The 24,907-nt window shown below is 52.7% G+C and carries 18 protein-coding genes; all 18 read left to right on the top strand.

Annotated features, from left to right (window positions below; genetic code table 11):
- Positions 1-186 precede the first annotated feature (186 nt).
- The 18 genes from QZQ29_RS04140 to QZQ29_RS04055 all read left to right on the top strand — a co-directional run bounded on the left by QZQ29_RS04140 (position 187) and on the right by QZQ29_RS04055 (position 24,416).
- The gene (locus tag QZQ29_RS04140) at positions 187-420 is read left to right on the top strand and encodes an acyl carrier protein (protein WP_008858827.1); all 234 of its coding nucleotides are present in this window, start codon (positions 187-189) and stop codon (positions 418-420) included.
- 175 nt (positions 421-595) lie between these two features.
- Entirely contained in the window at positions 596-1,843 is a 1,248-nt protein-coding gene (gene fabF / locus QZQ29_RS04135; RefSeq protein WP_296960038.1) for a beta-ketoacyl-ACP synthase II, read from the top strand.
- Positions 1,840-2,574, top strand: a complete 735-nt coding sequence (gene rnc / locus QZQ29_RS04130) for a ribonuclease III (RefSeq protein ID WP_296960036.1) — start codon at positions 1,840-1,842, stop codon at positions 2,572-2,574. The genes fabF and rnc overlap by 4 nt, the downstream gene beginning before the upstream one ends.
- Positions 2,575-3,304: 730 nt before the next feature.
- Positions 3,305-5,413: an excinuclease ABC subunit UvrB gene (gene uvrB / locus QZQ29_RS04125; protein WP_296960034.1), complete on the top strand. Its 2,109-nt coding sequence runs from the start codon at positions 3,305-3,307 to the stop codon at positions 5,411-5,413.
- A gap of 279 nt (positions 5,414-5,692) precedes the next feature.
- Positions 5,693-8,542: an excinuclease ABC subunit UvrA gene (gene uvrA, locus QZQ29_RS04120; protein ID WP_296960031.1), complete on the top strand. Its 2,850-nt coding sequence runs from the start codon at positions 5,693-5,695 to the stop codon at positions 8,540-8,542.
- Complete coding sequence (gene uvrC / locus QZQ29_RS04115; protein WP_296960028.1) at positions 8,529-10,409, top strand: excinuclease ABC subunit UvrC; 1,881 nt, start codon at positions 8,529-8,531, stop codon at positions 10,407-10,409. The genes uvrA and uvrC overlap by 14 nt, the downstream gene beginning before the upstream one ends.
- Positions 10,410-11,048: 639 nt before the next feature.
- The gene (rpmF, locus tag QZQ29_RS04110; protein WP_008858833.1) at positions 11,049-11,234 is read left to right on the top strand and encodes a 50S ribosomal protein L32; all 186 of its coding nucleotides are present in this window, start codon (positions 11,049-11,051) and stop codon (positions 11,232-11,234) included.
- 465 nt (positions 11,235-11,699) lie between these two features.
- Positions 11,700-12,692, top strand: a complete 993-nt coding sequence (locus QZQ29_RS04105; RefSeq protein ID WP_296960024.1) for an ABC transporter substrate-binding protein — start codon at positions 11,700-11,702, stop codon at positions 12,690-12,692.
- 165 nt (positions 12,693-12,857) lie between these two features.
- Positions 12,858-13,826, top strand: coding sequence for an ABC transporter substrate-binding protein (locus tag QZQ29_RS04100; protein ID WP_296960021.1), 969 nt, complete (start codon positions 12,858-12,860; stop codon positions 13,824-13,826).
- A 29-nt stretch (positions 13,827-13,855) separates the two neighbouring features.
- Positions 13,856-14,737, top strand: a complete 882-nt coding sequence (locus QZQ29_RS04095) for an ABC transporter permease (RefSeq protein ID WP_296960018.1) — start codon at positions 13,856-13,858, stop codon at positions 14,735-14,737.
- 2 nt (positions 14,738-14,739) lie between these two features.
- Entirely contained in the window at positions 14,740-15,528 is a 789-nt protein-coding gene (locus QZQ29_RS04090) for an ABC transporter ATP-binding protein (RefSeq protein ID WP_296960015.1), read from the top strand.
- A 122-nt stretch (positions 15,529-15,650) separates the two neighbouring features.
- Entirely contained in the window at positions 15,651-15,920 is a 270-nt protein-coding gene (gene rpsO, locus QZQ29_RS04085) for a 30S ribosomal protein S15 (protein WP_366208937.1), read from the top strand.
- Between the two features lie 1,393 nt (positions 15,921-17,313).
- Positions 17,314-19,404, top strand: coding sequence for a polyribonucleotide nucleotidyltransferase (locus QZQ29_RS04080; RefSeq protein WP_296960013.1), 2,091 nt, complete (start codon positions 17,314-17,316; stop codon positions 19,402-19,404).
- Positions 19,401-19,847, top strand: coding sequence for a dUTP diphosphatase (dut, locus tag QZQ29_RS04075; protein ID WP_296960010.1), 447 nt, complete (start codon positions 19,401-19,403; stop codon positions 19,845-19,847). Before QZQ29_RS04080 ends, dut begins: the two co-directional genes overlap by 4 nt.
- A gap of 60 nt (positions 19,848-19,907) precedes the next feature.
- A complete protein-coding gene (locus QZQ29_RS04070; protein ID WP_296960006.1) occupies positions 19,908-20,438 on the top strand; it encodes an NUDIX hydrolase in 531 nt (176 codons plus the stop codon).
- 613 nt (positions 20,439-21,051) lie between these two features.
- Entirely contained in the window at positions 21,052-21,870 is an 819-nt protein-coding gene (locus tag QZQ29_RS04065; RefSeq protein WP_296960004.1) for a nitrogenase iron protein NifH, read from the top strand.
- On the top strand, positions 21,854-23,149 hold the full coding sequence (locus QZQ29_RS04060; protein WP_296960002.1) for a nitrogenase component 1: 1,296 nt from the start codon (positions 21,854-21,856) through the stop codon (positions 23,147-23,149). The genes QZQ29_RS04065 and QZQ29_RS04060 overlap by 17 nt, the downstream gene beginning before the upstream one ends.
- Complete coding sequence (locus QZQ29_RS04055; protein WP_296959999.1) at positions 23,136-24,416, top strand: nitrogenase component 1; 1,281 nt, start codon at positions 23,136-23,138, stop codon at positions 24,414-24,416. Before QZQ29_RS04060 ends, QZQ29_RS04055 begins: the two co-directional genes overlap by 14 nt.
- Positions 24,417-24,907: the final 491 nt, after the last annotated feature.

Raw genomic sequence — 24,907 nt, 5'->3', positions numbered from 1 at the left:
TTCGCGTCGACTGATTCCTTGCATTGAATAAAAATACAAGAATGAAATCCGATAACGATTTAATCAGCGCTTCCTTAATGAGATTCTGCCTAAAAAGCAGTTTATTTTGGAAAACAGGTGACAAGCTCCCGTGGTTGTAATATAATCAGAAAGGTACATTTCCCAATGAAAGGTGGTGAAATCATAATGAGCACTTTTGACAGAGTAAAGAAAATCGTTGTTGACCAGCTGGGTGTAAACGAAGCTGACGTAACCATCGATTCTACTTTCATTGACGACCTGGGCGCTGATTCCCTCGACATCGTTGAACTGATCATGGCATTTGAAGAAGAATTCGACATCGAAATTCCGGATGATGCTGCTGAAAAGATTAAAACTGTAAAGAACGCTGTAGACTACATCGACAGCCAGATTCAGTAATCAGAAAGTCATAGTCATAATGGGGCCGGGGAAGCTGTTTCCCCGGCAAACCAGTATGATGGGGGAAAATGCCTCAAAAAAGCGGATTACCGGTCCGTTGTCATCCGTTTTTTTGAGGTTTTATCCTTTCGTGAAGAATATTCGGAAATTATTTTATTTGTGAGGTGCTCCTTATATGGAAAAAAGAAGAGTCGTTATAACAGGTATGGGTGTGGTTTCCCCGTTAGGCATCGGGACAGAGGAATTCTGGAATGCGCTGATGGCCGGCAAATCCGGCATCGGCCCTATCACGGAATTTGATACGGAAGGATTCCCCGTACGCATTGCCGGTGAAGTGAAGGATTTTGACGCTGTGAAATATGTGGGAGACAGGAAAGCTGTCCGCCACATGGACCGGAATGTACAGTTTGCCGTGGCCGCTGCCAAAATGGCTGTGGAAGACGCCAAGCTCGATATGAGCACGGAAAATCCGGACCGCGTGGGCACCATCATCGGCACCGGCATCGGCGGCATCAACACCATGGAAGAAACGGTACACCGCATCGACACCAAGGGACCGACCAAGGTGAATCCCTTCGCCGTTCCTATGATGATTGCCAACATGGCAGCCGGCCAGGTTTCCATCAACTTCGGCCTCATGGGACCGGTACTGGCAGACGTGACCGCCTGCGCTTCCGGAAATAACGCCATCGGCCGCGCCACCAGAACCATCCAGTACGGCGACGCCGATGTCATGTTTGCCGGCGGTACTGAAGCTGCTGTAGCAAAGACCCCTATGGCAGGATTTGCTGCCATGAAGGCCCTTTCCTCCCGCGAATGCCCACCGGAAGAAGCTTCCTGTCCCTTTGATGTAAGAAGAGACGGCTTCGTTCTGGGCGAAGGCAGCGGCGTGCTCATTCTGGAAGAACTGGAACACGCAAAGAAGAGAGGCGCCCACATTTATGCCGAAGTCATCGGCTATGGCTCCAACGGCGATGCCTACCACATCACCGCTCCCCGTCCCGGCGGAGAACTGGCAGCCCGCTGCATGAAGAAAGCCATCGACGATGCAGGCATTTCCCCGGATGACATTGACTACATCAATGCCCACGGCACATCCACCGGCCTTAACGATAAGAACGAAACAAAGGCCATCAAAGACGTACTTGGCAAACATGCCTATGACGTGGTTATCAATTCTACCAAATCCATGACCGGCCATCTGCTGGGTGCAGCCGGTGCCATCGAAGCTATTGTGTGCGTACTGTCCATTGAACATAATAAAGTTCACCAGACCCTGAATCTCAAGACTCCGGATCCCGAATGCGACTTGGACTATGTACCGGAAGGACCGAGAGACGTGAAAGTAGATGTCACCATGTCCAATGCCTTCGGCTTCGGCGGACACAATGCGGTGGTACTCATGAGGCGCTATGAAGAATGAGCCATGCAGAAACAAGGCGTAAGGAACGTCTTGAAGAAGTAAGGAAATTTGCAGAGGAAAACAACATCCCCGTCCAGAACATTCAGCTCCTGAATACAGCCCTCACTCATACCTCCTATGCCAACGAGCATAAGGGAGAAGTGATTCACGATAACGAAAGGCTGGAATTCCTGGGAGATGCGGTGCTTGACCTGGTGGTAGGGGAATACCTTTTCCTCCGCTTCCCCACCTGGCCCGAAGGAAATCTGACCCGCGCCAAAGCCAGTGCCGTATGCAAACCGGCCTGCGCTGAATGCGCCGCCAAATTTCATATCGGCGACTACATGCGCCTGGGCAGGGGAGAAGAAATGTCCGGCGGCCGCACCAGAGTCTCCATTCTGGGCGACGCCTTCGAAGCGGTTATCGGCGCCATCTACCTGGATAACAACTACGAAGTGGCAGCCCGCTTCATCCTGGGCCACCTGAAGAAATACCTGGACCTCATCGATGAAGGCAACTATGACCATGACTACAAAACGGACCTGCAGGAACTGGTGCAGAAGCACAGGGATGCGGAAATCCGCTACGAAGTTATCCGCGACGAAGGCCCGGACCACGATAAAACTATCTGGATGAAGATTACCATCAACGGCAAAGACTTTGGCACCGGCAAGGGAAAAAATAAAAAAGAAGCAGCCCAGAGAGCGGCCAAGGAAGCCATCAGCCGCATACAGAAGGGCGTGCAGATATAAATGCAGAGCATCGGATACAGAAGAATCCGATGCTTTTGTAATGGGGAGGATAGAGGTTAGACGATAGAGGATTCGGATAGTTTTCGGGTTTGTTTGATTCAATAGGGAATCCTTCACCGGGAAAGAGTTGGGGGAAGTCCTGAGGAACACCGAGCATCTGAGAGCTAAGACCTGACGCCCCTATCCTCCGTCGCCTATCGGCGACACCTGCTGGCCGGGCTTTAAGGTGTTCGCTTAATGTGCAGGCTATGCTCACACAAGAGCCCGGCTCAGAAGCCCTCTGCAGGGCTTCTGCCTGTGGAAGGAGGCTACGGCTCTTCGTCATGCAGCACTGGAGACACAAAGGTTAATCCCGTAACGCTGACTATATACTCATCGCCCACCGGGCGATACCTTCCCCTCTGAACCTTTTGAACCTTTTGAACCTTTTGAACCTTTTGAACCCTTTGAACCCTCTGAACCTGGGCCGCGCAGCGGCCCCCTTCGGCGATACCACAACCCTCAGCCCGAAGGGCTGTCAAACCTAAGAATCCTCCGGCCGAAGGCCGGTCAATCTTAAGAACCTTCGCGCCCAAATGGCGCTGAACCCTCACGCCGAAGGCGTGTCAAATAGATGAACAATCTCTTGCCTGTCATGTTATAATTGAAGATAGAAATATGTCGATTATGAAACTGTTCATTTTGAATGGTTTCATTTTTCTTTATCGGTTTGAAATGAAAGAGGAAATTTATGGATAGAAGCAGGATACAAAGGCAGTATATGGAGCCCATGGTTCCTTTCAAACTGAAAGCGCCTTTCCAGCCTACCGGGGACCAGCCGAAGGCGGTGAAGTCGCTGGTGCAGGGGCTGAATGAGGGGCAGTGGGCCCAGGTGCTCCTGGGGGCCACCGGCACGGGCAAGACCTTTACCATGGCCAAGGTGATTGAAGAGGTGCAGCGGCCGACTTTGATTATTTCACCAAACAAGACCCTGGCAGCCCAGACAGCCAGCGAGTTCAAGGATTTCTTCCCGGACAACGCGGTGTACTATTTCGTTAGTTACTACGATTATTACCAGCCGGAGTCCTATGTGCCCCAGACGGATACCTATATAGAGAAGGATTCTTCTAGAAATGAGGAAATTGACAGGCTGCGCCATTCCGCCACCATGGCTTTGTTTGAGCGGAAGGATGTCATCATCGTGGCGTCGGTGTCCTGCATTTACGGTTTGGGGGACCCCGAGGACTACAGTACCATGGGCTTATCCCTTCGGCCGGGGGAAGAAATCGAAAGGGACAAGATTATCGAAAAACTGGTGAATATGCAGTACATGCGGAATGATATGAATTTCACCAGAGATACCTTTCGGGTGCGGGGAGATACGATTGATGTATTTCCGGCTTCTGAAAATAATGTGGCCGTGCGGATTGAAATGTTCGGTGACGAAGTGGATTCCCTCACGGAATTTGACGTGCTCACCGGAGAGACCGTGGCGGAACGGAACCATATCGGCATTTTCCCGGCGTCCCATTACGTCACCAGTTCGGATAAGCTGAGGAGAGCCATCGGCTCCATTGAAAAGGAACTGGACGGCAGGCTGAAGGAGCTCCGGGACCAGGGCAAGCTCCTGGAAGCCCAGCGGCTGGAGCAGCGGACGAATTATGACCTGGAAATGATGCAGGAAGTGGGGTACTGTTCAGGCATCGAAAACTATTCCCGCCACATGTCGGACAGGAAACCGGGGGAGCCGCCGTACACGCTGCTTGACTATTTCCCTGACGATTTCCTCATTATGATCGACGAATCCCACGTCACGGTGCCCCAGCTCCGGGCCATGTACAACGGCGACCAGTCCAGAAAGCGCACCCTGGTGGACTATGGCTTCCGCCTGCCCAGCGCACTGGATAACAGGCCTCTCACCTTTGATGAATTTACGGAACGAATCAACCAGATTATTTACGTATCCGCCACGCCGGGGCCCTATGAAATGGGGGTACAGACGAATCTGGCGGAGCAGATTATCCGACCCACGGGACTTCTGGATCCCAGCATTGAAGTGCGGCCCATTGAAGGGCAGATGGATGATCTCCTTGGTGAAATCCACAAGCGGGAGGACGCCCATGAAAGGGTGCTCATCACTACCCTCACCAAGAAAATGGCGGAAGATCTCACCGATTTCCTCACGGAAGCGGGGGTGAAGGTGCGGTACCTTCACTCCGATGTGGCCACCATTGAAAGAGCGGAAATCATCCGCGATCTTCGTGCCGGCGTTTTTGATGTGCTGGTGGGCATCAACCTGCTCCGTGAGGGGCTGGATATGCCGGAAGTATCGCTGGTGGCCATTCTGGATGCGGACAAGGAAGGGTTCCTCCGCTCCGAGACCTCCATGATTCAGGTCATCGGCCGGGCTGCCAGAAATGAGCACGGCCATGTCATCATGTACGCCGACAGGGTGACGAAATCTATGAAATACGCCATCGATGAGACCAACCGCCGCCGCACCATCCAGGAGGCCTATAATAAGGAACACCACATTATCCCTCACACGGTGCAGAAGCGGGTGAAGGACCTCATCGACCTGACCAAGATAGAGGAAAAGACGGGAGATTACGGCAAAACGCCTGCCAAAAAGGATGAAATGTCCGACGAAGAACTGTACATGCAGATGCAGCAGACCGAAAAGGACATGAAACGGGCTGCCAAATCCCTGGAATTTGAAGAAGCCGCCATGTGGCGGGACCAGCTGGCCAAACTGCGACAGCTGTGGACCGACCGCTACGGCTCCCGCGCCGACGCTGCGTTGAAAAGAGTGAGCGCCGGGAAAAAGAGAATCAACCGGCCTATGAAGAAGAAAATATAAGGGGCCGCAAAGCGGCCCCGGGTTAAAATAGGGGATGCTGCTTAGCATCCATAGTGCCCCTTTAGGGGAAAGGCGGCGCCCACAGGCCCCAAAGGGGGAGCGAACACAACCTTTCTATACAACCTGCCGACGAAGTTGGCCATAACCTTCGGGCCCGAAGGGCCCGTCAACCTTCCTCTTAGAACCTTCTGCGCCCAAAGGGCGCAGAACCCTTTGAACCCATAATCACATACAATCAATCATCAACTTGTGACACTTACATCATAAGAAAGGAATAGAATGGAAAAAGGAATTGTCATTCACGGGGCCAGGCAGAATAACCTGAAGAACATCGACCTCACCCTGCCCCGGAATAAGCTCATCGTATTTACAGGACTTTCAGGCTCCGGAAAGTCGTCCCTTGCTTTTGATACCATTTATGCGGAGGGACAGCGGAAGTATGTGGAATCCCTGTCTGCCTATGCCCGCCAGTTTCTGGGGCAGATGAATAAGCCCGATGTGGATAAGATTTCCGGTCTTTCGCCGGCCATTTCCATCGACCAGAAATCCACCAGCCATAATCCACGCTCCACCGTAGGTACGGTGACGGAAATCCACGATTATCTCCGCATGCTCTTTGCCCATGCCAGTCGGGCATTCTGTCCACACTGCGGCCGCCCTATCCAGCGGCAGACGGTGGACCAGATCGTAGACTCCCTCACAGCCCTGGGGGACAGAACGAAGCTCATGATATTGGGCCCTGTGGCGGTGCAGAAGAAGGGCACCCACAAGAAGCTTCTGGAAGAGCTTCGGAAGGAAGGGTACGTCCGGGTCCGGGTGGACGGGCAGGTGCTGTCCCTTTCTGATGAAATCGAACTGGAAAAGAATAAGAAGCACACCATCGAAGTGGTGGTGGACCGCATTATTATTAAGGATGGTATTGTGCGCCGCCTTACGGATTCCGTGGAAGAAGCGCTGAAACTGGGAGACGGCACCATGGTGGGGGCCGTGCCGGGGGGGAAGGATTATCTCTTCAGCACCCACTTTGCCTGCCCGGACTGCGGCATTTCCCTGCCGAAACCGGAGCCCCGCATTTTTTCCTTCAATAACCCCTTCGGCGCCTGCCCGGCGTGCATGGGGCTGGGCTCTTCTCTGGAAGCAGATTTCAAACGAATTCTTCCGGACCATAAGCAGACCTTCCGTCTGGGAGCCATTCGTCCTTTCCCTTATAACAGGGAAAGCTGGCTCTACAAGCAGCTGGACGCCTTTTTGAAATCCTACGGCCTCACCATGGACGCCTGTTTCGATGACCTGCCCGAAGAGGGACAGGAGGAATTTAAGTATGGCGGCAGGGAAGTACTCACTTTCTCCTACACCAACCAGGATGGAGAGACGAAAACCTACCAGCGCCAGTTTGAAGGGCTTGTACCTATGACGAAAAGGCGGTATGAAGAAGCCTGGACGGATAAAATGAAGGAATCCCTTGCCAACTACCTCATTGAAAAGCCCTGTCCAGTCTGCCATGGCGCCAGGCTTCGTCCTGAAAGCCTGGCATTCCGGGTGGGCGGTAAGAATATTGCGGAAATATCGGATATGCCCGTTTCCGAGCTCCTGCCCTTCCTGGAAAAGCTGGAGCTTACGGATAAGGAAAAAATCATTGCGGACCAGATTCTTCGGGAAGTGAAGAGCAGGCTCACTTTCCTGTCCAACGTGGGGCTGGAGTACCTTACCCTGTCCCGGGGAGCATCCACCCTGTCCGGCGGCGAGGCCCAGCGCATCCGCTTGGCCACCCAGATAGGCTCCGGTCTCGTGGGGGTGCTGTATATTCTGGATGAACCGTCCATTGGCCTTCACCAGCGGGATAATGACAAGCTCCTGGCTACCCTGAAGGGCATGCGGGATCTGGGAAATACATTGATTGTGGTGGAACACGATGAAGATACCATCCGCACCGCCGACTGGGTAGTGGATATCGGCCCCGGCGCCGGCGAAAACGGGGGATATGTAGTGGCGGAAGGAACGCCGGAGGATATTAAGAAATCGAAGAAATCCATTACCGGTGCCTACCTTCGGGGAGAGAAATATATTCCCCTGCCGGCGCATAGAAGAAAGGGAAACGGCCTATTTCTTACCATCAAAGGGGCGTCGGAGCATAACCTGAAGCATATCGACGTTTCCTTCCCGCTGGGGGCCTTCACGGTGGTCACCGGCGAGTCCGGCTCCGGTAAGAGTACCCTTGTGAATGAAATCCTTTACCAGGGCCTGTCCAACATCAAGAATCACACCTCCTATGCCGAAGGAAAGCACGACTCCATGGAAGGGGCAGAATATGTGGATAAGATTATCGACATTGACCAGCAGCCCATCGGCCGCACGCCCCGGTCCAATCCTGCCACCTACACCGGCGTTTTCAATGATATCCGGGAACTCTTCAGCCAGACCTCGGAAGCCAAGATGAGAGGCTACAAGCCGGGACGTTTCAGTTTCAACATCAAAGGCGGCCGCTGCGAAGCCTGCCATGGCGATGGCATTATCAAGATTGAAATGCAGTTCCTCTCCGACGTATATGTGCCCTGCGAAGTATGCCACGGCGCCCGGTACAACAGGGAGACCCTGGAGGTTCGCTACAAGGGGAAAAATATTTCCGAAGTCCTCAACATGACAGTGGATGAAGCGGTGCCCTTCTTTGAAAACCATCCGAAAATCCTCCGCAAACTGGAAACCCTGCAGGAAGTGGGGCTTGGTTACATCCATCTTGGCCAGCCTGCTACCACCATGTCCGGCGGCGAAGCCCAGCGCGTGAAGCTGGCCACGGAACTCATGCGCCGCGGCACCGGCGACACCCTTTACATTCTGGACGAACCGACCACCGGCCTTCATTCCGAAGACATTCGGAAGCTGCTCATTGTGCTGCAGAAACTGGTGGACCAGGGAAATACGGTGGTGGTCATTGAACATAACCTGGACGTGGTGAAGGTGGCGGACTATATCATCGACCTGGGCCCCGAAGGGGGCGACAAAGGCGGCGAAGTGGTGGCCTGCGGCACGCCGGAGGACATATGCTGCGTGAAGCGTTCCTATACTGGCCAGTACCTCCTTCCGGTGATGGAAAGGACGAGGGAAGTGATGAAAGCCCATGAAAATGATTGACGTAAACGATAAAATCCGAGCCAAAGTGGAAGCCCTGCCGGACTCTCCCGGCGTCTACCGCTGGAAAGACAAGGACGGCCGGATTATTTACGTAGGAAAGGCGAAGAACCTGAAGAACCGGGTGCGCTCCTATGTGCGGGAGGACAAGAACCGCTCCCCGAAGGTGGCGGCCATGATACGCCATGCGGAAGACCTGGATATCACCATGACCGCCACGGAAATGGAAGCCCTCATTCTGGAATGTAACCTCATCAAGGAAATCCATCCGAAGTACAATATTTCCCTTCGGGACGACAAATCCTATCCCTATGTGAAAATCACCACCAACGAAGAATGGCCCCGCATTTTCGTGACAAGAAACATCCGACACGACGACGGTGCACGCTACTTCGGCCCTTTCACCGACGTGGGAAGCCTTCGCACCACATTGAGCCTCCTGCGCCGCTACTATCCCATCCGGAACTGCCGCTCCATGAAGGTGCCGAGGCCCTGCCTCCAGTACCACCTCCATCTCTGTGCCGCTCCCTGCTTTGAGCTCTGCTCAAAGGAAGACTACGATTCTTACGTCCGCACGGTGTGCGACCTTTTTGAAGGAAAAAGCACGGAACTGGTAAAGGAACTGAAACGGAAAATGATGGACGCTTCGGAAAAAATGGACTATGAACTGGCTGCCAAATTCCGGGACCAGGTGCGGGCCATAGAATCCGTACAGCAGCGTCAGCACATCGTGGCCAATGAAGGAGACTTTGACGTGGTGGGCTATGCGAGAGACGGCAGCCATGCGGGTCTGGAAGTCTTCTATATCCGCTACGGCCGCATGGTGGGCAAGGAAAACTTCAGCATACCGGAAAGTGAGAACGAAACGGACGAAGAAATCGTGACCGCCTTCATCCGCGATTTCTACGGCGCCAATCCCACCTCCATTCCCAAAGAAATCATCCTGCCTCTTCTTCCGGCGGAAATGGGCCTCATTGCCTCGTGGATGACAAAACTCCGGGGCAGCGAAGTGAGTCTCATCCTGCCCCAGCGGGGCTTCAAGCGCCGCCTGAAAGACATGGCCATGGCCAATGCCGCCAAGTACCTCTCCGACAAGAAACTGCAGTGGGAATACCAGGACGCCCGGGAACAGGGGGCTGTGAAAAAGCTGAAAGACCTGCTCCATCTGCCCAGACTGCCGGAAAGGATGGAATGCTTCGATATTTCCCATGACCAGGGCGCTGAAACCACCGGCTCCATGGTGGTCTTTGAACACGGCCGCCCGGCTAAGCGGGAATACAGGAAATTCAAACTCCAGACCACCCAGGGCCACGCCGACGACTTCAAATCCATGGCGGAAGTCATGGGCCGCCGCTATGGAAACCACAAAGACTGGCCGGCCCCGGACCTCATCGTCCTGGATGGCGGCCTGGGCCAGCTCCACGCCGCCCTTCCCGCCATCCGCGAAGCCGGCTGCGACGCCCCGGTGATTGGCCTGGCCAAGAGAATCGAAGAAATCTACGTGGAAGGATCTGAAGAACCCATCATCCTGGACCACCACGAACCGGCGCTCCAGCTCCTCCAGTTCATCCGCGACGAAGCCCACCGCTTCGTCATCACCTACCACAGGAAATGGACAAATAAAAGAAATACGGAATCCATACTGGACCACATCGAAGGTATCGGCCCCACCAGAAGAAACGCCCTCTGGCACGCCTTCCGCTCTTTGGACGAAATGCGGAAAGCCACCGCAGAAGAACTGGCCCAGGTCCCCGGCATGAACAAAAGAGCCGCCGAAGCGGTGTACCGCTTCTTCCATATGAGGAAAGATGAAAAGCAGATGGTCATTAATGGACAGAAGGTGGAGGAAGAGAAGATAGAAGATAGATAACAGAGGACAGACATCAGACTATCAGACGTCCCGCCGGGCGGTCATTCTGAGCGTCAGCGAAGAATCTCGGTGCTTGACGATAGTGACACAAAAGTCGGTAAATACCGGTCTGGCGGGGGACAGAAGCAAAACATCGGACCGGCAGGTCTCAGACCACCCGCCAGAGGGGTCATTCTGAGCGGAGCGAAGAATCTCGGTGCCTGTCGATAGTGACATAAAAGCCGGTAAATACCGGTCTGGCGGGAGGAATAGAAGCAAGACATGAGACCAGCAGACCTCAGACAACCCGCCCGACCGGTCATTCTGAGTGCCAGCGAAGAATCTCGGTGCTTGAAGATAGTGACACAAAAGCCGGTAAATACTAGTCTGGCGGGGGAGACAGATGCAAGACATGCAGACTGCCGATTGCGATTTACTGATATGGATACAAAAGGACTAGAAACAAGAAACCATTCGTACTTTCCATTATCGCGATTTTCTACACACTTCCCGCTCATTTTCAACGCGAACCCTTGACAAAGTCGAATTATCCACGTATAATGATGAAGTTGATAATTTTATCCACCAGCTTAAGGCGCTGTATGAAATGTACAGCAGGAGCTATCAAGCGGCAGGCCGATAGGTAAGGAGGTGCTAAGAATGCCGGTTCCGAAGACAAAAAGTTCCAGATCCCGTCGTGATAAGAGACGTGCTAACTGGAAGCTGACTGTTCCGGGTCTTGTGGAATGCCCGCAGTGCCATGCACTGAAAAAACCTCATCATGTATGCCCTGTATGCGGTTACTACAAAGGCAAACAGATCATCAGCAAGACTGTTGAAGAATAATAGAAAAACGTTTTCCTTCAGAGGGAAACGTTTTTTTAGTGCCTGGAAAGTAGAGAGATGGTAGACGAAAGAAGATAGAAGGGAGTTTCCGGTTCCTTATGAGTCAAAACGGCAGCTCCTTCCTAAGGAAGGAGGCTAAATAGTGCCGCGAAGCGGCCACCACAACCCTCGGCGCCACAGGCGCCGTCAAACCTAAGAACCCTCCGGCCCGTCGGGCCGGTCAATCTTAAGAACCTTTCCCCTCTGAACCCTCTGAACCCTCTGAACCCTTTGAACCCGGCCCGTCGAAGGCGGGCTTTTCTTTTATCTATTTTTCACATGGTATCTATGCAGAAAATATGCTATAATTATCGCAAGTTCAATGCTGAAATCTGCTCTTTCCGGCTGTTTGAAGGATAGTTTTACAGGAGTCTGGAGGCCGGTGGGAGGAGAATGGATGCAAAATAAAAAGGGAGGAACAGTAGAATGGCAGGAAGTCAATGGAAAAAGATTCTGGCAGTAGGTTTATGCGGCCTTATGGCGGCCGGTGTTTTTGCAGGATGCGGCGGCGGAAGCGGCGGCAGTTCCAGCGGCAAGATGAAGGTGGGGATTGTGCAGATTGTGCAGCACCCGGCGCTGGATGAGTCGAATAAGGGCTTTGTGGATGCTCTGAACGAAGCGGGGCTGAAGGACAAGGTGGAAATCGACCAGCAGAATGCCCAGGGTGACCAGTCCAACCTGAAGGCCATTGCGAACCGTTATGTGTCCGGCAATTATAAGCTCATCGGTGCCATTTCCACACCGGCGGCCCAGGCCATGGCCAATGCCACCGATAAGATTCCGATTATCTGCACCGCCATTTCCGATTTCGAAAATGCAAAGCTCATGAAGTCGGAGAAAGCACCGGACAGCAATGTGACCGGCACCAATGACCGGGGACCGGTGGACAAGCAGGTGAAGCTGATTAAGGAAATCCAGCCGAATGTGAAGAAAATCGGTATCATTTACAATTCTAGTGAAATCAATTCCGTGGTACAGGCAAAGCATCTGAAAGAAAACTGCCAGCCCCTGGGTATTGATGTGGTGGAATTGACGGTGAACTCCGTGAACGATGTACAGCAGGTGGCGGAAGGCTTCCTGGGCGGTAAGGTGGATGCCATTTATGTGCCCACCGATAACATTATTGCTTCTTCCATCCCCACCCTTATGGCAGTGGCCAACAGGGAAAAGATTCCGGTGTACGGCGCAGAAGTGGGGCACGTGAAGAATGGCGTGCTGGCTTCCGAGTCCATCAGTTTCTATGATATCGGACACCGGGCAGGCCAGATGGCCGCTGAAATCCTGAAGGGGAATAAGACAGTGAAGGATTTCCCGGTAGAAGGAGCGGACAAGACGAAGCTTTACATCAATAAGAGTGAAATGGAAACGCTGGGTATCCAGATTCCTAAGGAAGTTCTTGACAGGGCAGAAATGATCTGACGATTTACATGAAATGACGAAGAGTAACTTCCGTTTTGACCGGAGGTTACTCTTTATCTATGGTTTTAAGATTTTTGAGAAAGGGTTTGTGTCGTGGCTTCAAAACTGAAACAGCTTTGGTGGTTAATGCTTATTTTCGCGGTGTGCAATATTGCGATGGCCGTTATGTTGTACCAGTCTTCTTCTCCGGAACCGGTGAATGAGGATGTACTTCCTATCGCAGCAAAAAATGTATATTCCATCGGCATCCTGCAGTCCGATGACCTGGCTGAACAGAACAAGATGACTGCCGGGGTGCTGGCTGCTTTGGAAGCAGAGGGATACAGCAAAGGCGGCAGGGCCAAAATCGACATGGTGCAGGCCAAGGGCAATGACAAAAAGCTGGAGGCTGCGGCAAAGAAGTTTGCCCGAGACAAAAAGGATTTAATTATTGCCGTAGGCACCGATTCCGCCAAGGCGGCTGCAAAGGTGACGAAAAGCATTCCCATCGTAGGCGTGGGAGTTATGAATTTCAAAAAGGACAGTGATTTCGAAGGCCACCATAACCTTACCGGTATAATGGACAATCCGGCCATCCTCACACAGATCCGCATGGCCGGCCGCTGCATGTCGGTGCAGAAGCTGGGCATCCTCTATAACCCCGGTGATGCGGCGGCAGCACTGCAGGTAGGCATCCTGCGGGACGTGGCGGCCCAGAAGGGGATTTCCCTTTATGAAGTAGCCTATCAGCCAGGCAAGGCGGCGGAGCCCCAGATTCAGAAGCTTGTAGGACATATTACCGCCCTCTATGTGCCGGAAGACACGGACCTTCTTTCCCATTTTGATGAAATCGTGAAAGTCATGAATGGAGCCGGTATTCCCATTATCGGCGAACAGGCGGAAATGGTTCGGCGGGGCGCCGTCATTTCTGTATCTCCCAGCTACTACCGCATGGGTTTCTCCGGCGGCCGTATCGCAGCCAGTCTGCTGAAGGGAGATATCATTCCCGAAGACATTCCCATCATGCGTCAGCAGGATCCGGATATTGTTATCAATATGAAACAGGTGAACCTTCTGAACATCCCGCTGCCCGGCGATCTGTGGCAGCGTTCCAGAAAGCTTTACCTCTATGACGGACAGCCTGCAAGACCCTGATTATTTGTAATATAAAGGAAGGAAATCAAATGGCAGATTTAGCAGTTTCCACCGTGGCCCAGGGACTTATGTGGTCCATTCTGGCCATCGGCGTATTTCTATCGTTCCGCGTACTTGACGTACCGGATATGACCTGCGAAGGCAGCTTCCCCCTTGGCGGTGCCATTGCAGCGTCCCTCATCGCTTCCGGCGCCTCTCCCTGGGCAGCCATTGCAGCCGGCGCGGCAGGCGGCCTCATTGCAGGTACCGTCACCGGCATTCTCTATACGAAATTAAAGATTCCCGCCATTCTGGCAGGCATCCTTACCATGATTGCCCTTTACTCCATTAACCTTCATATTATGGGAAAAGCCAATATTTCCCTCCTCCGGGTGGATACCGTATTCTCCACCACCGCCAGCCTGCTCCATGTGAGCCAGTCCACTGCTGCCTTCATCGTACCGGCGGTGCTGATGATTATTATTTCCGCCCTTATTTACTGGTTCTTCGGTACGGAACTGGGTATGTGCATCCGTGCCACCGGCTATAATCCCCAGATGGTACGGGCCCAGGGCGTGAACACGGATACCATGATTATCATGGGCCTCTTCATTTCCAACGCTCTCATCGGTCTCTGCGGCGCCGTAGTGGCACAGAACAATGGCTTTGCAGACGTAGGCATGGGCATCGGCACCATCGTCATCGGCCTGGCCTCCGTCATCATCGGCGAAGTCATTCTGGGTGTAGACAGCTTCTCCGGCTCCCTCCTGGCTGTGGTGGTGGGTTCCATCATCTACCGCGTGGTCATTGCGGTGGTGCTCTACCTGGGCATGCCGCCGAACGACCTGAAACTTTTCACCGCCATCCTTGTCATGCTTGCCCTGGCTGCACCTATGATTAAGGGTAAAGTCAATATCGGAAAGGCAGGCTGATTATGCTTAAAGTTACGGATATCAGCAAAACATTCTTCAAGGGAACCACCAATGAAAAAAAGGCCCTGAGCCATCTCTCCCTTACCCTGAATGACGGCGATTTCTGCACCGTCATCGGCAGCAACGGTGCAGGCAAGAGTACCCTTCTGAACTCCATCGCCGGTGCCTACATTCCCGACAGCGGCACCATTGTAATCAACGGAAATGATGTAACCAAAGTCAGTGAATACAAAAGAGCCAAGTACATCGGCCGGGTATTCCAGGACCCCCTGAAAGGTACCGCCGCCGGCATGCAGGTGGAAGAAAACCTTATCATCGCTTCCCGGAGAGGGGAGAGCCGCCGTCTCCGCTGGGCCTTTTCCTCCGGTGATCATGAAAAATTCCGGGACATGGTGGCCCGCCTGGGCCTCGGACTGGAAGACCGCCTCTCCACCAGAATCGGCCTCCTCTCCGGCGGCCAGCGCCAGGCACTGACCCTCCTCATGGCTACCCTGAAAAAACCGGACATCCTTCTTCTGGATGAACCTACGGCAGCCCTGGACCCGAAGACTGCAGGCAAAGTTCTGAAGATTACTGATGAAATCGTGCACGAACAGCACCTCACCACCCTTATGATTACCCACAACATGAGAGATGCCCTGAAATACGGCAACCGCCTCATCATGATGAACAGCGGCACCATCATTGCAGATTACAGTCCTGAAGAAAAGCAGAAACTCACCATCGACGACCTGCTGAAGAAATTCGAAGAAACCTCCGGCGCCATGAGCGACCGGGTTCTTCTGGGGTAAGAATTTCCTTGCAATCCACGGCCCGTTCATGTATAATTACACGTGGTTGAACTGTACCCCAGTTTATCGCAACTCCGGCGTAGACCTGGATACAGCAATTTATATTTTTATAGGAGGCTATTATGTTAACAGCTGAAGCAAAAAAAGAAATCATTGAAACCTACGCAGTCCATGAAGGCGACACCGGATCTCCGGAAGTACAGATTGCTATCCTCTCCAAGAGAATCGCTCTCCTCACCGAACATCTGAAGTCCCACAAGAAAGACCATCATTCCCGCCGCGGCCTGCTGAAAATGGTCGGCCAGCGCAGAAACATGCTGGACTATCTCCGTCGCAAGGACATCGAACGCTACAGAGCTCTCGGTGCAAAACTGGGCCTGCGCCTGAAATAAGATTTCACAAAAAGAGACTACCGAAGGGTAGTCTTTTTTTAGTGGAAAACGAAATGGCAGAGCAGGGGATTGAAAGGGAAAATCAGGAAGAGACCATCTTTCCCGCCTCCCACAGTCATCCTGAGCAGTGCGAAGGATCTCGGTGTGTGGCACATTTGAGATATCCGGTCATAACTACCAGTCGGCGGGAAGATTGACATATTACGCAGGCTCTTTCTCAAGGGAAAGGGACTGCAGTATTACGACAGGAAGCAAATGAGAAAACCTTCCCGCCCACCTGCATGTAATTTTTTCTGCGTCCAACGCGGTGCATACCAAAATTCTTCGCCTGCGGCTCAGAATGACAGTGCGGGGTGGGAAGGGGGACGCAAGTATAGCCTTCTTCCTCTGGAAGAAGGTGGCGCCGTAGGCGCCGGATGATAGCAGGCTTTTCGTAGAAAAGCCGAGGCCCCGCAGGGGCCTGACATGGCTCATTTTTCATCATAGAATCAGCTGGCTCACCACCTCAATAAAAAAACCGTCCTTTGTAAAAAAGGGCAGGGGTTTTTCATTTAAATCTCTTTGTTCGCTTCAAGACAACACGAAAAGCCCGAAAGAGCTAGGCCCGGCGGATAGAAGACAGATGCGCCAATCTTCCACCGCTCCATCATGATGATGGACTCTTTCAGGCTATTCGCTTAGACCTCGGAATGAACCGAAGCTGCCTATTCAGGTAAAGCAAAACTAACTCATAACGCATCGAACGGACCGAAGCCCGGAGCTCTTATGGTTTCATCCATGCGAGATGGCTTGCAGCCGGACCAGGAACCGGGTATTTTTTCGTGGCCACTCCCCAGACCTTGCCCAAACTCTCATCTATGTCTATTATATAAGAGAAAATCGAAAATGGGAATAGAGCAAAATAGAACTAACGTTGCCAATTTTGCAATTACGCTTGTAATAATGTATTAGACTTATGATAGATAATAGCCTTTAGACCGTATGAAAAAAGAGAGTCTGATTTCCATATGAATGCAGAATGGAGTTAAAAAAAGGCGATTAGGATTTATTTACCATATCACAGAAACGAATGCCTGGAATATAGGTATTATCAAATATGACTGGATATGGAATTTGGGGTTCTGAGAAAGCAGCCGGTACCCGGCATATCCATCAGGCAATATTTTTACCCCAATATGTACCCCTTTCAGACTCACGTAAAAGAAATTTTATATTAAAGTCAAGCAGGAGAAGGGCCGACGGCGGTACTCCTGCTTTTTCGTATCTGCCGGCCATGATGGCCATGATGGACTTTTTCATCTGATGTGAAACATTCCTATTCACTTTATAATAGGTATCCTGTATAATAAGAAAATACGTGAAAAAGGATTTATTGATTACAGGAGGAAAAGGAATGTTCAAGACATTTCAGATGGACCTGGCCGGTCGTCCGCTTATTATTGAGACCGGCAAAATGGCTAAACAGGCGAATGGTGCCGTACTGGTAAGATACGGTGATACGGTGGTGCTGGTGGCTACCACTGCCAGCAAGGAACCGCGGGAAGGGACCGATTTCTTCCCTTTGACCGTTGATTATGAAGAAAAGATGTATGCCGTAGGCAAGATGCCTGGGGGATTCCTGCGCCGTGAAGGCCGTCCGGGAAATTCCGCCATTCTGAATGCCCGTCTGATTGACCGTCCGATTCGTCCGCTTTTTGATAAACGCTGCCGCAATGATGTGCATGTGGTGGCTACGGTGCTGTCTGTGGATTACGACAATGCGCCGGAGCTGTGCGGCATGCTGGGGGCATCCGCTTCCATCGGCATTTCCGATATTCCCTGGGACGGCCCCATTGCCGGCGTCCGCATCGGCAGGGTAGACGGCAAGTATGTGGTGAACCCCACCCAGGAACAGCTGGCACAGTCTTCCATGAACATTACGGTTGCCGGTTCTGAAGAAGCTATCATGATGGTCGAAGGCGGCGCCAACGAAGCACCGGAGGAAGAAGTGCTGGATGCCATCATGTTCGGCCATGAAACCATTAAGGAACTGTGCCGTTTCCAGAAGAAGATTATTGAAGAAGTGGGCAAACCGAAGCGCACCCTGGTGTTCCCGGAAGTCCCGAAGGAAATCGACGACGCAGTGGCTGCTTTTGCCACCGAAGACCTGAAGAAGGCTATTTTCGATGCCGACAAGCTGAGAAGAGATGGAAATATTGACGCTGTAAAGAAGGCAGCCAAGGAACATTTCGCCGATATTTATCCGGAAAACGGCGCCGACGTGGCTGAAAGCCTTGATCATCTGACCAAGCAGATTGTGCGTGATTCTATTTCCAATGAAGGCATCCGTCCGGATGGCAGAAAGCTCACGGAAATCCGCCCCATTACCTGCGAAGTGGGACTGCTCCCCAGAGTTCATGGCAGCGCTCTTTTCACCCGCGGCCAGACCCAGGCTCTTTCTGTAACCACTCTGGCTCCCATGTCTGAAACCCAGATTATCGATGACCTCACTCCGATTACGGAAAAACGGTACATCCATCAGTATAATTTCCCGTCCTACTGCGTAGGTGAAACAAAGGGTTCCAGAGGTCCGGGACGCCGTGAAATCGGTCATGGCGCCCTGGCTGAAAGGGCTCTTCGTCCGGTGATTCCGTCGGTGGAAGAATTCCCATATGCCATCCGCGTAGTTTCTGAAATTCTCGAATCCAACGGTTCCTCTTCCCAGGCTTCTGTCTGCGGAAGCACCATGTCCCTCATGAATGCCGGCGTCCCCATTAAGGCACCGGTAGCAGGCATTGCCATGGGCCTCATTGAAAACGGCGGCAAGTTTAGCATTCTTTCCGATATCCAGGGCATGGAAGATGCGCTGGGCGATATGGACTTCAAGGTAGCCGGTACCGCGAAAGGCGTCACCGCCATCCAGATGGATATCAAGGTTCACGGCCTGTCCCGTGACATTCTGCTGGCAGCCCTGAAGCAGGCCCATGAAGGCCGTCTCTTCATCCTGGGCAAGATCGCAGAATGCATCGACAAGCCCGCAGACCATCTGTCTCCCTATGCACCGAAGATTATTGCTATCACCATTCCGGTGGAAAAAATCCGTGATGTCATCGGTGCCGGCGGCAAGACCATCAACAAGATCCAGGATGAAACGGGAGCCAAACTGGATGTGGAAGAAGACGGACATGTGTATATTTCCTCCACCGACGAAGCTGCAGCACAGCAGGCTAAGAAGATGGTGGAAGGTCTTACCCATGAAGTCAAAGCAGGCGAAACTTACCTGGGCCGCGTGACCCGCCTCATGAAGTTCGGCGCATTTGTGGAAATCCTGCCGGGCAAGGAAGGTCTGGTCCATGTATCCCAGCTGGCGCTCCAGCGTGTGGAAAAACCGGAAGACATTGTCCATGTGGGCGATGAAATCATGGTGAAGGTTACTGAAATCGACGATAAGGGCCGCATCAACCTGTCCCGCAAGGCTCTCCTTCTGGAAAAGAAAAACAAATGAGAAGCCGGGGATTTGAAGTCGTTTCTGCCTGGGAAAAGGAAGGCATCCGTCTTCCCGTAAGGAAAACCGCCTCCAGCGCAGGCTACGACATAGAAAGCGGAAGGGATATGGATATCCTGCCGGGCCAAGTTACCCTCATTCCTACAGGCCTCAAGGCCTATATGGGGGAGGATGAATACCTGGCTATCTACATCCGTTCCAGCATGGCCATCAAGCATGGTCTCATTCTGATAAACAGCACCGGTATTATCGACGCCGACTACTATAATAATGAGGACAATGAAGGCCACATTATGGTGGCGGTGTATAATACCACTTCCCAGCCCTTCCATATTTCCAAGGGCGACCGGGTGGCCCAGGGGATTTTCATGAAATACCTGAAGGCCGACGGCGATGCAGCCAGGGGCCTTCGGACCGGCGGCTTGGGAAGCACGGGAAAATAAATATCTGTATCATTCCAGCGGCGGACAGCATCCGCCGCTTTTTCCATGAGGGAGGTACCTATGAGCGTAGAAAAAGAAAAAATGATAAGCCGCGAGGAAATCTACGACGGACAGATTGTCCATCTTTTCAAAGACCAGGTGGAACTGGCAGGGAAGAAGACCATAAGGGAAGTGATTCTCCACTGCGGCGCCGCTGCCATCATTCCCGTCACCAATGATGGAAAGGTGCTTTTTGTGAAACAGTACCGCTATCCGGTGGGGGAGGCACTCCTTGAAATTCCGGCGGGAAAAATGGATCCCGGAGAAACACCGGATGCATGCGCTGCCAGGGAACTGGAAGAAGAGACCGGCTATCGGGGCACATTGAAGAAACTTGGATACGTATACACCACCCCGGGCTTCTGCAACGAAACCATCCACCTCTACCTGGCCACCGGCCTCATCCACACCGCCCAGCACCTGGACGAAGGAGAATTCCTTGATGTTCTTCCCATTTCTCTGGAAAAGGTATGGGATATGATTCGGAAAGGGGAAATCTACGACGCTAAAACCCTTTCCGCCTTTGCTATTGCCAGAGATATACTGAAATAAGGAATGCCCCCGCTGTTTTCGCAGCGGGGTTTTTGATTTTGGGGTGCAGCAGACTGGCAGTATGGTAAGAACGTGACGCAGGCTCCTTCCTCAGAAAGGAGCTGGGCAGAGCCCTGAGGATAGGTCCGAAATTCTACCCTGATTGCCAATCGCCAGCCTTCCCGCTGACCGGCAGTTATCACCGGTTGTCTCATATGCTGCATGTACCGAGATTCTTCACTTCGTTCAGAATGACGGTGTTCGGCGGGAAGGCAAGCACGTAACGCTGTCTGACGTCTGATATCTGACTTCTATCGTCTGATCCACGGTGTTCCTCCGTTGCCTGCGGAGCCCCCTTCCTAAGGGAGGGGGCTCTGGCTCTACGCCATGCAGCATTTGAGACACAAAAGATAATCCCGTAACGCTGGTTTTATAAACATTGCCGCGAAGCGGCTATCCACAACCCTCTGAACCCTTTGAACCTTCTGAACCCTCTGAACCCTCTGAACCTATGCATTAATGCCTACCTTCTGCCAATGACTCCTAAGAATCTCCCCGCCTCACATCCCATGCATTTCTAATTTCCTGTTATAATATACACAAGGAAAATCTTTTTCCATGAAGGAGGAGCTTTATGAGGAAAATTGCTTTTTATGGGAAAGGCGGTATCGGGAAGTCTACCACCGCTTCCAACGTGTCCGCTGCTTTAAGTCTCATGGGAAAGCGGGTGTGCCAGATCGGCTGTGACCCGAAGAATGATTCTACCAGGCTGCTTCTGGGACATATCTGCAAATCCACGGTGCTGGATATGCTGCGGACGAAGGATGCCGGGGATATCCAAAAGGAGGATATAATTCACACCGGATTTCATGGCGTTACCTGTGTGGAGGCAGGGGGACCGGAGCCGGGGGTAGGCTGTGCAGGCCGGGGCATCATTGTGGCCCTGGAGCTTTTGGATCGGATGAAGGCGCTGCCGGAGAGCGACGTGGTGCTCTATGATGTGCTGGGGGATGTGGTGTGCGGCGGATTTGCCATGCCTATCCGTGAGGGGTATGCGGAGGAAATCTATATCGTTTCTTCCGGCGAGCTCATGTCCCTTTATGCGGCCAATAATATTGCCAAAGGCATTGCCCGGTTTGCTTCCAGAGGAAAGGTGCGGCTGGCAGGGATTATCGGGAACAGCCGCAATGTGCCGGGGGAGAAGGAGCTGCTCACCGAATTTGCCGGAAGGCTCCACACCGGTCTGGCTGCTTTTATTCCCCGGGACCGGACGGTGAATCTGGCGGAAAATCATCGGCAGACGGTGCTGCAGTATGCGCCCGATTCTCAACAGGCAGAGGTGTACCGGAAGCTGGCGGAAACCATCCTTACCAATGAGGTGGAATCCATTCCTACTCCCATAAGTTTTGATGAATTGGAAAATCTGGTGGCGCAATATGGCACTGAAAACTAAATGGCTTCTTTCGGCGGACTGTCCTGCCAGCTGCACCATGACAGGCGTGTGGCGGGCAGTGGCCTACGATGAGGGCTGCGTGGTTATATTTCATGGCCCCGCAGGCTGCGTCCACGTGGCGTCTACCATGGATCTGGGAAATCATTACCGCATTTCCGCCGACGGCTGTCCGGAAAAAGGGGACCCGGTACCTTTGATTTCCTCAAACCTTCGGGAAAAGGACAGCATTTTCGGCGGCATCGGAAGGCTTCATGAATGTATCGATTATGCGATGAAAACCTACCATCCGGAGTGCCTTGTGATTGCTTCTTCCTGCGTGGCCGGCGTTATCGGTGATGACGTGGACGAGGAGGCGAGGGAGGTGGAGGAAACCTATGGCATTCCGGTGCTGTCCATGGCTTTTTCCGGATTCCTTGGCGGCGAATATTCCGACGGCTACTATAAAACCATGGATGCCATGGTCCGCCGTTTTTTCAAAAAGCAGAAGCACAAAAAGGGAAGTGTCCTTCTTCTGGGGGACCAGATGGGACCGGAGGGACAGTATGCCCGGGAAGTGAAGCGGCTTCTTTCCCTCTTCAGCCTTACGGCGGATTTCCAGTTTCCCGGCTACGTTCCCTTTTCCAAGTGGAGCCAGGTGCCTAGTGCTTCCCTTTCCGTCCTGCTGGGGACGGCGGGACAGCCGGAGGGAATGGAAGAAAGGGCCCGGCAGCTGGAAAAGGATTACGGCATTCCCTTTCTGGGCCCTGTGTACCCCCTGGGACTGGAGAATACATGGACCTGGATAAGGCAGCTGGCCGATTTCCTTGGCGAAAAGGAAAAAGGAGAGACCGTTATCAGGTCGGAAAAGGAAAGGGTGGAGCAGCAGGTGGCTTCCTTCCTTCCGGTGACGGAGGGAAAGAAGGCCTTCATCGCCATCGGCCGTGGACGACGCTGGTACCGTCCATCCGGCACCATCTGCTCCCTTAGGAGTCTTCATATGAAGCCGGCGGGGGTGGTGCTTTTCTCCAACCTCACGAAGGAGGATGCAGAGGAGAACAGGAAAGAAATTTCATCACTGGGAGACATTCCTGTTTACAGTGAAGAAGAGGGGCAGAAGGCCATGGAGGGAGCGGATATTCTCCTCACCACCAATGAAATCTACGGCGCTTCTGTCCGGCAGCTCTTTATCCCCATGGTGCCCTTGGCAGGTACGGAGGGGGAGATGGCCCTTCTTACCTCCATATACCGCCTGCTTTGCCGCCATGGAAGGAAAGGAGGCATGACCTATGTCAAAGTGTGAATTCGAGTCGTCCTGTCACCATAATGATACCTGCGGCCTCACCGGTTCCGCCGCCTTTTTTGCTTCCATACCGGGAAGCTTTGTACTCATCAACGGCCCGCTGTGGTGCTATTTCTACGCCATGAAATATGTGGACGATGAAAATGACCGGGCCGCCCGTTGCATCACCTGCACCGGTACGTCGCCTTCGTCCATGGTATATGGCACGGAAAAGGACATCCTCAAAGGACTATCCCGTATCCGGGACGCGGGGCAGGCAGAACGGGTCTTTATTGAGAACAACTGCAGCACCGGCCTCGTTGGCGACGATGTGAAGGGCATTGCAGAAGCCTTCGGCGGGCCCTGGCCGGTGTATACCATGGACAGCGGCGGACTGAAGGGCCGCTTTGAGGAAGGCTTTGCCCGCGCTTTCCTTCGGGTGGTGGAGGAAATGAAGGAAGAAAAGACCATCCCCGTATCCGTCAATGTGCTGGGTCTATCCGATGTATACCTGAAGGGCAGGGAGGACGGAGAGGAAATCCGACGCATCCTCCGTGGCTGCGGTGTCAATGTCATATCTACGCCGGGCTGCAGCAGCAGCTGGGAGGAAATCATGAAAGCCCCTTCCGCCGCCTTCAATCTGGTGGTGCGGGATGAGCTGGGCCTTCCGGCGGCCAGGGAAATGGAAAAGCGCTTCCACATTCCCTATGCGTCCGTAGGTCTTCCCTACGGCTTTGAGGGAAGCAGGAAATGGGTAGAAAAGGTACTGGATATTTTATCCTTTGGAAAGGCAGACTCCTTCCTGGACAAAGAAAAGGAAAGGGCCCGAGAAATCCTTCGGAAGGGAAACGGTCTGGAATCTCTCTGGGGTTCCCTGTGGTTCGATGAAGTGCTGGTGGCAGCGCCGCCTTCGGAAGCGATGGGAATCGCAGAAGCCCTTCGAAGCGAATGGATAGATACCGCTAAACTCACCATCCACCTCCTTTCTCCCACTGACAGAACCTGCCAAGCGGCTGATATCATCCGCCTGGTGACGGCAGAGGACGAGGATATCCGGAGGGACTATGAAAACTGGAAGGGCGGCCTTGTCCTTTCCAGCAGCCATGAAACCACAAGGCTGGAGAGGCTGAAGAAATCCTTCGTCTTCTTCCACATCGCCCGTCCTTCCTACGATGAAGGATTCTTCTCAGACCTTCCCCTCTCAGGGTTCCGGGGCGCCGCCCTTCTTTATGAAAAAATATGGAACGCCTGGCTGAAGGAAATAGGCCGTGAAAAAATTCTGAAATAGAAATAGGAAATGAATCAAAGCACTGATAACCGAAAAATGCGGTTTTATCAGTGCTTTTTTAGTATGGGAAAATTGGATTCTATCAATGAATCAGAGATTTCTTAAATAAATCAGAAAAATTGGCTTTAAAAATATAATAAAAATAGTATAATATATAAGGTATATTAGTGAAAATCATAGAAATTATGAAAGGAAATAGGAGATGGATGCATAGTGGGCTGGTGGGCGTCACTATCGGCAGGTACCAAGATTATTCGCCTGGGGCTCAGAATGATGAGGAGGACCGGAAGGTAAGCACGTAACGCAGGCTCCTTCTCCGGAATGGAGCTGGGCGAAGTCCTGAGGAACACCGAAGAACTTAATAAAGAACTGACGCTGTTCCTCCGTCGCCTGCGGCTCCACCCGCTGGCCAGGCTTTAAGGTGTTCGCTTAATGTGCAGGCTATGCTCACACAAGAGCCCGGCTCAGAAATGCTGCAGGACTTCTGCCTG

This window comes from uncultured Dialister sp. (assembly GCF_900538805.1).
Taxonomy (GTDB): Bacteria; Bacillota; Negativicutes; order Veillonellales; family Dialisteraceae; genus Dialister.
The sequence above is the reverse complement of the archived record's forward strand: the minus strand, read 5'-3'. Positions and strand labels throughout refer to the sequence as shown.